Raw genomic sequence first — 14,440 nt, forward strand, 5'->3', positions numbered from 1 at the left:
CGGATCCCGGCAACGCACCTCATCGGATGGACCGCTTTCATGGTATGAGGGGAAGGTTGGGAAGGGGCTTCAGCCATGCGTGGCATTGACCGCAGCGGAAAAGGTTGAAGCGGACTCCAGCGCATACGCGAGTTCCTTCACATGGGGCTCCTTGATGATGCTATAGTGATCCCCAGGAAGCACCTTCACTTCCAGGCCGCCTTTCGCCAACGCACTCCATCCCATCTCCTTCGGTCCCCATGACCCTTCAGCTTTCAGCACGATCATCTTCCCTGCCCATGGCCTCGGCTGGTAGCCCAGCACGGCGCTGTCGTAGGTGTCGATGATGTGGAAGTTGCGGAATCGCGCCGGCACGGTACCTCCGTTGCGCAACGCACGACGCACGATCCAACGGTAGATCGCGTTCTTCAGTGGCGTGTAGAAGCGCTTGTCCGATTCGATCGCAGCGGCATGCAGGGCCGGCGAATACGTATCGATCAGCGCGAGCAATGGAACCTCATCACCGGCCGCAGCCAGCTGCTGCGCCATCTCAAAGGCCACTACGCCGCCGAAGGAGAAGCCAGTGAGCAGGTAGGGGCCCTTCGGCTTCGCTTGTTTCATCTCACGGATGAAATGAGAAGCGATGGATTCAACAGTCGTGTATTCAATGCGCTTGCCATCCTCGCCTTGGTGGAAGAAGGCAAAGAAGGGCCGGGTGCTGCCGAGGTATTTCGGGATGAAGTGGCTGGCCTCGTCGCCATGCACGCAGAAGAGGGGAAGGCCATCGCCTTCAGGCTGGATGAGCGAGAGGTTCTTCCAGTCGTGCGCGGCTCCTTCGCCCTTGAGCAGATCGGCGAATTGGGCGATCGTGGGCGCTTCGAAGAGCGTCTTCAGCGGCAGTGCCTTGCCGAATTGCTGTTCCACCTGGCCGAGCAATTGGATGCCGATGAGCGAGTGGCCGCCGAGGTCGAAGAAGTCGTCGTGGATGCCGATGTCCGATGCGTTGAGCACCTTGCTCCAGATCGCAGCGAGCGCGCGCTCGATGGTGTTGCGCGGCGCTACATGCTCGGCCTTCAAAGCGCTCGTCTGCGCGGCAGGCATTGGAAGCGCTCGACGGTCGATCTTGCCGTTCGCCGTCAGCGGCAGCTCATTCAGCACCATGAAGCCGGTGGGCACCATGTAAAGGGGAAGCTTGGCCCGCAGGTGCTCTCGTGCCGTGTTCAGCAGCTCATCGTGCGCGCCTGTATGCGTCTCTGAAGGCACGATATAGCAGGCGAGTTGCTTCTCGCCGGGCCCGTCCTGTCGCGCAGCAACGACCTTGTCCTTCACGCTCGGCAGGTCGTTGAGGGCGTTCTCGATCTCGCCCAGCTCGATGCGGAAGCCGCGGATCTTCACCTGCCCATCGGCACGGCCGATGAAGGCGATGCTGCCATCATTCTGCCACTTCACGATGTCACCTGTACGGTAGAGCTTGGCGCCGCTCTTCCCGCTGAATGGGTCGTCGATGAACTTCTCGGCCGTCAGGTCGTCACGCCTCCAATAGCCCAGCGCCACGCCGTCCCCGCCGGTGTAGAGCTCGCCTTTGCGGCCAACAGGCACGGGGTTGCGCTGCTCATCGAGCACATGCACCGTGGTGTTGTTCAGCGGGAAGCCGATGGGCACGCTGTCGGTGATGCTCGCTTCGTTGTTGATGGGGAAGCAGCAGGTGAACGTCGTGTTCTCCGTGGGGCCGTAACCATTGATGAGCACGTTGGGGCCGAGCGCTTTCAAGGCCTTCTTCACGTGGGGCACACTCAGCACATCGCCGCCGGTGAGGATGTGCTTCAGCCCGCGCAAACGATCGAGCTGCTCATCCACGAGCATGTTGAAGAGGCCTACGGTGAACCATACGCTGGTGACCTTGTGCTTCGCGATGGAGTCGCAGATCTCCGGCAGCGTCGGTTTCTGCTGTGCTTGCAGCACGAGCCTTCCGCCATTCAGCAGGGCGCCCCAGATCTCCAGGGTGCTCGCGTCGAAGCTGATGTTCGAGAGCTGCAGCCAGCAGAGGTCAGGGCCGAATGCCACGAAATTCTGCTCGCGAACGAGACGTACGATGGCCCGATGCGGCACCACCACGCCCTTCGGCGTTCCGGTGCTGCCGCTGGTGTACATGACGTACGCGGGCGCATCGGGCGAGACCTTCGGAACCGTTGTGTCGTCGCCAGCCTTCACCTCATCGAGGAAGATGTACCTCGCGCTGTGCTTCGGCAGGGCATTGGCCAAGTGGCGTTGCGTCAACATCACCTTCACAGCGGTATCGCTGAACATGAAGGCAAGGCGGTCGGCTGGGTACGCGGGGTCGAAAGGCACGAAGCAGCCTCCGGCGCGCAATGTCGCGAGCATGGCCACCACCATGTCGAAGCTGCGGTCCATGCACAGGCCCACCGGCTCGCCGGGCTTCACGCCCAGGTTGATGAGCGCGCTGCTGAGCGCATGCACGCGCTGCTGCAGTTCGCGGTAGTCCAGTTTCTGGTCGAGCAGTTCCACGGCGGTGCGATCGGCGTGCTTCGCAGCCACCTCATCGAAGAGGCTGCCGATGTCCACCTTCGGGAAAGCGGTGGCGCGGCCGTGCCATTCGGGCTTCGGCATCTGCTGCTCACCCACGATGGCCGCTTCACTGACCAGGTCGGCGATGGTGGCATTGGGCGCGGCGCTAACGCGCTTGATCAGCGTGTTGAGCTGGTCCATCCAGCCGCGCACCGTGGCCTCGTCGAAGAGGTCGGTGTTGTAGCTCCATTCCAACGTGAGATGGCCCTCGTTGCCGGTGGCATTCAGGAAGAGCTCGAAATTCTCGAAGGCGCGCGGGTTGCTGATGAAGCGGTGCTGAAGCCCGTCGAAGCCCACGCCATCGTCCATGTTCATGTCGATGTTGAACACCACGGGGCAGAGCGGGATGCGTCCCGGCTCGCGTGTCACATTCAGCTTCCGCAGCAGGGTGCCGAAGGTGTACTTCTGGTTGTCGAAGGCGTCGAGCACGCCGGTGCGACGCGCCTTCAGGTGCTCGATGAAGGCCTTGTCCTCGTCGATGCGGCTGCGCAGCGCAAGCAGGTTGACACAATGCCCCACCAGATGCTTCATACCCAGGTCGCTCTGGCCGGCGGCGGGCAATCCCACCACGATGTCGCTGTCGCCGGTGAGCTTGTGCAGCAACACCTCGAAGGTGGTCATCAAGGTGGTCACGAAGCTGGCGCCGCTTCGGGTGGCCACTTCCTTCAGCCCGCGTACCAGATCTTGCTGGAGCAGCAGGTCGACGCGGTTGCCCTTGTAGGTCTTCTGCTTCGGCCGCGGACGGTCGGTGGGCAGGTCCAGGCGTGGGATGGGGCCTTTGTAGAGGTCGAGCCAGTGGCGTTCCACCGACGCGTGCTCAGGGCTCTTCGCGAAGTCGATGGAGGCCAGGCTGTATTCGCTGAAGGTGTTCGCTTCGGGCAGCTTCGGCGCCCCGCCATTCTTCGCCGCATTGTACAGCGCGCTGATCTCGGCCATCATGATGCCGAGGCTCCAGCCATCGCAGACCACGTGATGCCCACAGAGGCGTAGCAGATGCGAATCGCTGGACACCCTGATCAGCTGCGCGCGGAAGAGGGGGCCGTTGCGCAGGTCGAAGGGCGTCGTCATGTCCTTCTGCGCGATGGCATCGAGTTGTTTGCCTCGCTCGGTATCGTTCAGCGAGGAGAGGTCGGTGAAGGGCAGTTCGAATTTCACTTCGTCCGTCACCAGCATGCGCGTGCCGCTGGCGTTGAGCGTCGAGCGGAGCGATTCGTGGCGCTTCACGAGTTCGTGCATCGCACGCTCCAGGGCGGGTCGGTCGAGCGTGCCCTTCAGCTCGAGCGATACGCTCTCGTTGTAGGCACAGCTCGCGTCCACGCCCATCTCGGATGCGGTGAGCACTTCGCGTTGCGCTTCCGTGGTGGGGATGGTGCGCTCGATCGACGGCCCGGTGAAGGGGTCGAAGTCAACGGCGACGAATCGGGGTTCTTGGATGAACTTCTCCATGTGGATCGCTCAGTTCTCTTCCGTTTCGATCATCAAGTACTTCCCTTGCCGCTTCGGATCCGGAACGAACCATGCAGGCTCACCCTTTGGTGTGCGGCCCAGTCGCGCGCCGGCTACTGGCGCCTCCATCGCGCTGATCACGCGTTCGCTCAGTTTGCGCAAGCTGCCGCCCAGCACGCTGTTCACCGTGGGGATCGGATAGGTGCGCTCCGGCATGAAGCCGCTCTCGCGCAGCTCCTTGCAGGTATTCTCCACCGCGTTGATGATGAACTCGATGTCCGCCGTGCTGTGCGCGGTGGTGATGAAGTGCGGGAAGTCCAGCACGTGCACGCCGTGGTAGCGCATCAGCATGAAGAAGAGCTCGGTGTAGTTGACGCTCTCGTCGTACTTCGTCTTGAAGGCGCTGCCGAAGTTCACCCAGCGGTAGGGGACCCGGTACTGGTCGAAGAGCCCGTTCACGCGGGCCACCATGTCCTCGGTTATCGTGTTGAGGCGCTCCTGCAGGGCCGGGCCTTCGTTCTTCATGTACACCAGCGCGGCCTTCATCGCGGCCAGCGTCAGGGGATGGCGCACGAAGGTGCCGGCGAAGTAGGTGACACCGGCGGGCGGCACGCTGTCGTCGCCGTACTGCCAGTAGCCGCCGTCGAGGGCGTCCATCCATTCGCTCTTGCCGATCATGGCGCCCACGGGCATGCCACCGCCGATCACCTTGCCGTAGGTGCCGATGTCGGCCTGGATGCCGAAGAGCGCCTGCGTGCCGTTGGGGTGCGTGCGGAAGCCGGTGATCACCTCATCGAAGATGAGCGCGGTGCCGTTCTCCTGGGTGATGCGGCGCACCTCGCGGAGGAAATCCACTGGGCGGAATTCCATGCGACGGCTCTGCACCGGCTCCACCAGCACAGCGGCTGCTTCGTGGCAACGCTGTTTGATGATTTCCAGGCTCTCAGGAGTGCCGTAATCGAGCACGAGCATGTTCTGCACGCTCTCGGGCATGATGCCGGGCGCGCCGGGATAGCTCTTCTTGCTCTTGCTGCCGCGGATGATCACCTCGTCGTTGATGCCGTGGTAGCTGCCGCTGAAGGAGATGATGAGGCTGCGACCGGTCACCGTGCGGGCCATGCGCATGGCGCCGAGCACCGCTTCGGAACCGGTGTTGCACACCGCGGCGCGTTCGGCACCGGTCAGTTCACACAAGAGCTTTGACACTTCCGCCGCGAGCGGGTGCATGGGGCCGATCTCGATGCCTTGCTCCAGCTGCTCGTGACAGGCCTTCTTGATGAAGTCGGGCATGTAGCCGAACATCGAGCTGCCGAAGCCGCTGAGGATGTCCACGTACTCGTTGCCGTCGATGTCCCAGAGGTGGCAGCCCACGCTCTTGTCCACCACCACCTGGTAGATGAGCTCCTTGGTCTGCGGCTTGAACCCGGTGACCACGCGGGGGTCGGCCATCGGCTTGCGGTTCTCCTGCGTGAAGGCCTTGCTCTTCGCGGTCTTGGCGATGTAGCGCTTGCTGAAAGCGTCGAACCACGCGCGTTGCTGCGGCGTCATGTCGTCCACCTTCTCCTTGCTGATGCGCGCTTGCGCACCGAAGACCTTCTTCAGTTCGGGGGCGTCTTCAAGCGCATTCACGGTCGCTGTCGTGGTCGCGGCGGGTCGACCATGGTCGACCCCTACGGCCGGGACACCGCCGTTCCAGTGTGGCAGAATGTAGTCCGCCAGCTTGTCCAGGTTCGGGACCTCTTCGTTCAGTTGGCGGAACGAGATCTTCACGCCGAACTTCTTGCTCAATGAGGTCGCCACCTGCGTGAGGAAGAGCGAATCGAGGCCCATCTCCAGGAAGGTCTCCTCGCTGCTGGCCTCCGCCAGTTCCAGGCCGGAGCTCTCTTCCAGCAGGTGCTTGATCTGCGCGATCAGCGCTTCCTTGGGAGACAGGTTCGCATCGCCGCTGTTGGGCACAGGCGCTTCGATCGTGGTGGAGGCAACTGCCCTTCCACCATCGGCCACCATCGCCACGGGATCCACCCAGTGACGGATGCGCTCGAAGGCGTAGGTCGGCATGGAGATGCGGCACCGCTCCTCGTGCTCGTAGAAGCTGTTCCAGTCGATGAGCACGCCGCTCTGCCACAGGCCACCCACGGCCTTCAGCAGTTGCGTGAGCTCGTTGCCGTTGCCGGCGGAATCGCCCAGCGAAGCCACCGCTACCTGCTTCTTGGTGTCCGCGCTCTGCTGGCGTGCGAGGGTGGTCGCGGTGGTGCGCGGACCCACTTCGAGCATCACGCGGTCGGCATTTCTCCAGGCGAACTTCACGGCCTGTGCGAAGCGCACCGTGGCGCGCAGGTGGTCGCTCCAGTACTTCGGTGAGGTGGCCTCGTCGTCCTTCAGCCATTCAGCGGTCACGGTGCTGACGATCGGGATGCGGGGCGCGCTCAGCTTCACACCCTCCACCACCTTCCGGTACGGATCCACGATGGCATCCATCATGGGGCTATGGAAGGCGTGGCTGGTCACCAGCAGCTTGCAGGTGATGCCGTCCTTCTCCAGTTCGCCCTGCAGCTTCGCGATCGCCTCGTGCGGACCGCTGGCCACGCAGAGCTGCGGGCCGTTGTTCGCGGCGATGCTGCAACCGGCGGGAAGTTTCTTCAGTACATCCTCTTCCGCCGCGCGGACGCTGAGCATGCTGCCACCGGGCAGTTCCTGCATCATGCGGCCGCGGTTGGCCACGAGCTTCACGGCATCCTCCAGCGAGAACACGCCGGCCAGGCAGGCCGCGGCGAACTCGCCGATGCTGTGGCCCATCATCGCATCCGGTACGATGCCCCAGTGCATCCACAGCTTCGCGAGGCTGTAGTGCATGGTGAAGAGCGAGGCCTGTGTGTAGATGGTTTGCTTCAGTTGCTCGGCGGCCTTTTCCTCTTCACCGGCCTTCGGGAAGATGATGGCCTTGAGGTCGGTGCCGAATTCCTTGGTGAAGAGATCGCAGCACTGGTCGAAGTGTTGCTTGAAGACGGGCTCGCTCTCGCAGAGGTCGTGGCCCATGTTCACATACTGCGAGCCCTGGCCGGGGAACATGAACACCACGCCGGGCGCGGCTTCGTGCAGTTCGCGCGTGCCGATCAGGTTGGTGTCCTTGTTGGCGATTGCCTCGATCACTTCACCGTGCGAGCCACCCACGATGAGGCGGCGGTGTTTGAAGTGGCGACGGCCCACCTGCAGGGTGTACGCGGCGTCCGCGAGCGATGCTTCCGGGTGTGCCTCGAGCCAGTTGCGGAGGTTCTCCGTCATGGCATCGAGGCTGGCCTTGCTCTTCGCGCTGAGCAGGAACAACTGCCTGTTGCGGGAAGCGCTGGAGGCCACGGCCACCGGTGGTTCCGCGAGGATCACGTGCGCGTTGGTGCCGCCCACGCCGAAGCTGCTGACGCCGGCGATGCGCGGTGTGCCCGGCACACGCGGCCAAGCGACATGGTCCTGCGCCACGCGGAACGGCGAATTCGCGAAGTCGATGGCGGGGTTCGGCTTCTCAAAGCCGATGCTCGCCGGGATCTGCTCCTGCTGAATGGCGAGCGCGGTCTTGATCACACCAGCCGCACCCGCTGCAGCCGTGAGGTGACCGATGTTCGATTTGATCGAACCGATGGCGCAGTGTTGGCCGTTGGTCTTTCCACCGAACGCGAGCGTCAACGCCTCGACCTCGATCGGATCACCGAGCGGGGTGGCCGTGCCATGCGTTTCCACGTAGGTGATCTCGCCGGGCGTCACGCCTGCATCGGCCTGTGCCATGGCGATCACCTCGGCCTGGCCACGCACGCTGGGCGCGGTGAAGCTGGCCTTGTCGCTGCCGTCGTTGTTGAGCGCGGCACCCTTGATCACCGCGTAGATGTGGTCCTTTTCGCGCACCGCATCGTCCAGTCGTTTCAGCACGATGATGCCGCAGCCGTCGCTGAACGAGGTGCCCTTGCCGTTGGCATCGAAGGTGCGCGTGCTGCCGTCAGGGCTGTACATGCCGCCCTCGTTGTACACGATGCCGCTGTTGATCGGCGCGGTGATCGCGATGCCACCGGCCAGCGCCATGTCGCACTCGCCGTCGCGCAGCGCCTTGAAGGCCTGGGCCATCGCCACGAGCGAAGTGCTGCACGCGGTGTGGATGCTCAATGCCGGACCGCGCAGGTCGAACTCGAAGGCGAGGCGCGTGGCGATGTAGTCCTTCTCGTTGGCCGTCATCACCGCGAAGTCGCCGACCTGTTCGATCAGTTCGGGATGGCCGATGACATTGCGGGTGAAGTAGGTGTTGTTGCCCATGCCGGCGTACACGCCGATGAGCCCGGCGAACTGCGCGGGGTCGTAGGCGGCATCCTCCAGTGCGGCCCACGCGGTCTCCAGGAACACGCGTTGCTGCGGGTCCATCAGCGCGGCCACCTTGGGGTTCACACCGAAGAAGCCGTGGTCGAACTTGTCGGCATCGGCGATCACGCCGCGGGCCTTCACGTAGTCGGGGTCGTTGCGCAGCTCGGCGGGGATGCTCGGGTCGAGCTCATCCGCCGTCCAGGTGCTGATGCTGTTCTTCTTCGCGAGCAGGTTCTTCCAGAGCTGCTCCACGTTCTCCGCGCCGGGGAAGCGGCCGCTCATGCCGATGATGGCGATGTCGCCTTTCTTGGACCCACCAGCCGCAGCCTTGCGGGCTTTGGCCATGTCGGCGGGTGAAACAGCGCTCGCATCACCCTCAAGGAAGGCTGCACATGCGCGGACCGTCGGATGCTGGTAGAGCTTCACGATCGGCAGCTTCAGGCCGTTGCCTTCGAGCTGCGCCACGCATTGGATACTGAGCAGCGAGTTGCCGCCGAGGTCGAAGAAGTTGTCGTCGATGCCCACACGGTCGATGCCGAGCAGGTCGGCCCACACGTTCGCCAGCGTCTTTTGCACAGCGCTCGTCGGTGCGGCGAAGGCCACGTCGAGGTCGGGGCGCTTCACATCCGGTGCGGGCAGGGCCTTGCGGTCGATCTTGCCGCTGGGTGTGCGGGGCAGCTCCTTCACGGCCACGAAGGCGGAAGGCTGCATGTAGTCGGGCAGGAGGGAGGCGAGGTGCTTGCGCAGGTCATTGGTGCTCAACTCGCTCTTCGCGACGTAGTAGCCGATCAGGCGCTTCAGGCCCGGACGGTCCTCGCGCACATTGGCCACAGCTTGCTCCACGGCCGGGTGCTTCTCCATGGCCACCTCCACCTCGCCGAGCTCGATGCGGTAGCCGCGGACCTTCACCTGGCCGTCGATGCGGCCCTTGTAGTCGATCTCGCCATTGGGGAGTTCCGCGGCGCGGTCACCGGTTTTGTAGACGCGTCCGCCGGGGTTGAACGGATCCGCGAGGAAGCGCTCGGCCGTGAGGTCGTCGCGACCGATGTAGCCTTTCGCCACGCAGGCGCCGCCGAGATACAGCTCACCTTCTTCGCCTTTCGCAACGGGCTTCATCTGCTCATCGAGCACATAGAGCTTCACATTGTCGATGGCGCTACCGATGTTGGGCAGCGCGGGCCAGGTGGAAGGATCTCCTTTGAGTTCAAGTTCGCTCACCACGTGGCCCTCGGTGGGGCCGTACTGGTTGCAGAAGCGGCAGCCGGGCAGTTGCTTGAACAGGTTCGCGATGGCGGGCGTGATCTTCAGTTGCTCGCCGCTGGTGAAGACCTCCTTCAGCGTGGACGGCACTTCGCCGGTGCGCTCCACCGCCTCGGCCAGGTATTGCAGCGCCACGAAGGGCACGATGATCCGGTTGATCTGCTGCGCGATGATCTTCCGCAGCAGCTGCGTGCTGTTCAGGCGGTCCTCGTCGGTGATCAGCACCAGCGTGCCGCCCTGGGCGAACGTGGTGAAGATCTCCTGGAAGCTGACGTCGAAGCTGATGGGTGCGAACTGCAGGGTCCGGTCACCCGCCTTGCACACGCTCGTGCGCAGCTGCCACTGGATCAGGTTGGTGAGCGGCGCGTGGTGCATGGCCACGCCCTTGGGCCGGCCGGTGCTTCCGCTGGTGAAGAGCACGTAGAGCAGGTCGTCCGGCGTGGCTGGGCAGGGGCCTTCGAACACGGGACCGTTCTCCAGGTCGATGTCCTCGATGAGGATGACCTTGGCCGAGGTGCCCTTGAAGAGGTGCTGGTGCGCCTTGCTGGTGATCACCACCGGAGGTTGGGCATCCTCCAGCATGCCGGCGATGCGCTCGGCCGGGTAGGTGGGGTCGATGGGCACATAGGCGGCGCCGGCCTGCACGATGCCGAGGACGGAAATGACGAGCTCGGGGGAGCGGTCGAGGCAGAGGCCGATGGTGCGGTTCGGAACAGCACTGGAGGCGTTGAGCAAGGCGGCTATGCGATTCGAACGCTCGAAAAGGCTGCTGTAGGTGAGTTCGTGGGTGCCATCAACCAGGGCGATTCGGGAGCCCTCGGGAGCTGCCATCAGGTTGAAGAGGTTATTGGGGCGATCTGCCATCAGTATGGATGCTTGTAATGCGAAGGCGCCCCTGCTCCTCGGATCGGTGGAGAGCAAGCGCGCCGCTGATTGTTGAACATCTGTTCCGGGGCCTTGGAACGCAGGGTGCGTGGCACGGGTTGCCGAGCGTGTATTGGCGCTGGCGAAAGTAGGTCGGTGGTGAAGCGGCCTGATGGCGGATATTCCTCGCCGCTCAACCGATAGGCGTTCACATGATCAGGGATCCGCGCTCCTTCCATGTCGTGATGGACGGTGCTACTCGTCCCTTCGAGATGACTTCCGGCTGAAGGCAATTGCAGGTCAATTTTCCAAGTGGTCGGGTTGTCAAGCCGGCGAATCCAGCAGCGTACTGATCGACTCCATGGCCGTGGTCTGATTCAAGCGAGGGCCATTGGTCGAAAGGCGCTGCCGAATGGTGGATGGCACCTGAAACCGAATCGGGTTTGCACCGGTACAAAGCCGCGGTTCAACGCATTGCCTTCGGGAGTCTCACGCGCTGCCTCGCGTGGATACCAGCCCTCCGGCAACGGAGCATGCCGCGGCCGATCCAACATCAACGAGCCATGAAGCGACTTCTTGCCTCCCTTCCTATCCTGTTCGCCGCCAGCCTATCACTGGGGCAGACCATGTCACAACGCGCCGCCGTTCAGGTGAGCGCCACGGTGCAGGCCTCTCCACCGCGCATCACATTGGCATGGCCCACCATTTCGGGCACCACGAGCATCACCATCTACCGGAAGCTGAAGACTGCGACCAGCTGGGGAAATGCGATCGCTGCACCATCTGCCAGCGATCTCAGCTGGCAGGACAACACGGTCGCGGTCGGCACCGTGTACGAGTATCGTTTGGTACGCGTGAGCAATGGCGCTACAGGCACCGGCTATGTCTGCACCGGCATTGATGTCCCACCGGTCGATTTCCGCGGGAAGGTGGTGCTGCTCGTTGATAACACCATCGCCTCGGCGTTGAACAGCGAACTGCTGCAATTGGAATCGGACTTGCGTGCCGATGGATGGGGCGTGCTGCGGAACGATGTCGCTCCATCCGCCACCGTTCCGAGCGTGCGCGGAATCATCGCAGGGCATTACAATGCCGATCCCGCGAACGTGAAGGCCGTGTACATCATTGGCCATGTGCCCGTGCCGTATTCCGGCAACCAGGCTCCCGACGGCCATGATGAGCACAGCGGAGCATGGCCCTGCGATGGCCACTACGGTGAGGTCAACGGCACCTGGACGGACAACAGCGTGAACAACGGCGGCGCCCAGCGCCCAGCCAACCGCAACATCCCGGGCGATGGCAAATTCGATCAGAACAACTTCCCGAACGAAGTGGAGCTGCAAGTCGGGCGCGTGGACCTATTCGATCTTCCGGCATACAGCCTGCCGTACGTGGAGCTGATGCGCAACTACCTGAACAAGGCGCACAACTACAAGCTGAAGGCGTGGACGCCGCAAGCGCGCGGGATCATGTTCGATAACCTGCAGTTCGTGAGCTATCCGCTGGCGGCCTCGGGTTGGCGAGCCATGGGACCGCTCGTCGGCCCGGCCAACATCACCACGGCCGCGCAATCGGCCACGCCCTTCTACATGCTGGTGAACAACAACAGCTACTTGTGGACCTACGCGAGCGGTGGCGGCGGGCAAGAGACCTACGATGGCGTGCTCACCTACCACGGTGCTGGTAACGTGGGCAGCATCCACGATTACGCCGCTACGAACATGAACGGCGTCTTCAACATGTCTTTCGGCAGCTACTTCGGCGACTGGGACAACAAGAACAATTTCTTGCGCTCCGCTTTGGCCAGCGGACAAGCCCTCACGAATGTGTGGTCGTCGATCCCCGGCTGGTACTTCCACCACATGGGCATGGGAGAGAACATCGGCTACAGCGCATGGGCCACCATGAATAACACCAGCCTGTATGCTCCATTGCACGACGGTTGGCAGGGCTCGATCGGCAAAGTGCACCTCGGCCTCATGGGCGACCCCACTTTGCGCATGAAGATGGTGGCGCCGCCGCAGGACCTCACGGTGAGCAACAGCGCTGGCGCAGCAGCTTTCAGTTGGACCGCCAGCACTGAGGCCGGACTAGCGGGCTACCATGTTTATGAGTTCGCGAGCAGCGGCGGCATCACGAGATTGACAACCGATCCAATCGCGGGAACGAGCTACACCAACGCGGCCATCCCGTACATAGCGGGGCGCCAATACATGGTGCGAGCGGTGAAGCTCGAAACCGGAACCAGCGGCAGCTATTACAACCTCTCCCTTGGCGCCATAGGCACGGCTGCAGGCGCCCCAGCACCTGATTGCGCAGGCATTGCCGGAGGCTCAGCGCTGCCGGGAACGCCTTGCAACGACAACAACCCATGCACCGTCAACGACTCCTGGAGCAGCGGTTGCCAATGCGCCGGGGTGCCGCTCGCAGCGCCCGTCATCAGCAGCCTCAGCAGCAATGGTCCTTTATGCGCGGGGACCACGCTGACGCTCTCGCTCTCGGCAAGCGGCTCGGGCACGCTCACGTACAGCTGGGCCGGTCCGAACAACTTCAGCGCGAGCGTGCAGAACCCGGCGATCGCATCGGTATCAGCAGCAGCTGCAGGAACGTACACGGCGACCGTTAGCAATGGTTGCACGAGCGCGCAGCAGAGCGTCAACGTAGCGGTGAGCCCGGCGCCCAGCGCGACGATCACCTATGGGGCCTCACCCGTATGCAGCACGGCCGGGAGCATTGCCGTGACACGCACGGGAACAGCGGGCGGCAGCTACACCGCCGCACCGGCAGGCATCAGCATCGACAGCAGCACCGGGGCCATCGCGACGGGCAGCAGCACAGCGGGCACATACACTGTCACGTACACTGTTGCTGCCAGCGGCGGCTGCCCAGCGTTCAGCACCACAGCAGGCATGACCATCACAGCAGCCACCACCTGGTATGCCGACGCGGATGGCGATGGAGCAGGCAATCCGGCAGTAACGATGCAGTCCTGCTCACAGCCCGGCGGCTACGTGGCCGTTAGCGGCGATGCATGCCCGAGTGATCCGTTGAAGACCGCGCCCGGGAACTGCGGTTGCGGGAACCTGGAGCCCGGCTCCGCGTGCGACGACGGGAACGCAGGCACCAGCGGCGATGTGATCAGCGGCAATTGCCAATGCACGGGCACGCCCGTGAATGTGGACTGCCTTGGCGCTCCCGATGGAACTGCACTGCCAGGGACGCCCTGCGATGACGACGATTCCGCGACCGGCAACGACCAGTGGAGCGCGAACTGCGAGTGCATCGGGCAGTTGATCGATTGCCTCGGCACGCCGGGCGGAAGCGCTCTGCCTGGCACGCCTTGCAATGATGCGAATCCGCTCACGGTGAACGATGCTTGGAACGCGCAGTGCTTCTGCTTGGGTGAGCAGGTCGTATTCGATTGCGCGGGAACGCCGAACGGCACGGCCTTCATTGATGCCTGCGGCCAATGCGCCGGCGGCACCACCGGCTTGGTGCCGAATCCCGATGCCGATGCTGATGGCGTGATCGATTGCGATGACAATTGCAGCAGCGCGTTCAATCCTGGTCAGGTGGATTCGGATGGTGATGGCATCGGTGACCTCTGCGATAACTGCGTGTTCACTTTCAATCCGGACCAAGCCGATGCGAACAGCGATGGCAGCGGTGATGCTTGCGAATTCAGCACCGGCACCGGCGATGAGGCCGCGGCAACAAGTCTCACTATCATGCCGAACCCTTCATGTGGCGGGCTCATCAGGGTGCATGGCGCCTCGCCGAACGCGCGGCGCATCAGCGTGCGCTCTTCAACGGGGGCGCTGGCGTTGGAGGCCGCTTGGCAACCTCTCTTCGACATAGACGCCCTCGCACAGGGCATTTACATCATCGTCGCGCATGATGCGGAAGGCAGACCGCTGGCGCACGCAAGGTTCGTCAAGCACTGACAGAACCGATGTTGGAAGGA

General features: G+C 63.3%; 3 protein-coding genes. 1 reads left to right on the forward strand and 2 read right to left on the reverse strand.

Features of this window, described 5'->3' with window-relative positions; translation table 11 throughout:
• Positions 1–69: 69 nt before the first annotated feature.
• Entirely contained in the window at positions 70–4,011 is a 3,942-nt protein-coding gene (locus tag IPK70_03900; protein ID MBK8226302.1) for an amino acid adenylation domain-containing protein, read from the reverse strand.
• 9 nt (positions 4,012–4,020) lie between these two features.
• Positions 4,021–10,443 (reverse strand): amino acid adenylation domain-containing protein, encoded by a 6,423-nt coding sequence (locus IPK70_03905; GenBank protein MBK8226303.1) that lies wholly within the window; start codon positions 10,441–10,443, stop codon positions 4,021–4,023.
• Between the two features lie 596 nt (positions 10,444–11,039).
• On the opposite strand from IPK70_03905, the gene IPK70_03910 reads away from it, so the two are divergent.
• Positions 11,040–14,420 carry a hypothetical protein gene (locus tag IPK70_03910; GenBank protein MBK8226304.1) on the forward strand — a complete coding sequence of 1,127 codons (3,381 nt, stop codon included), beginning with the start codon at positions 11,040–11,042 and terminating at the stop codon, positions 14,418–14,420.
• Positions 14,421–14,440: the final 20 nt, after the last annotated feature.

The organism is Flavobacteriales bacterium (genome assembly GCA_016712535.1).
Taxonomy (GTDB): Bacteria; Bacteroidota; Bacteroidia; order Flavobacteriales_F; family PHOS-HE28; genus PHOS-HE28.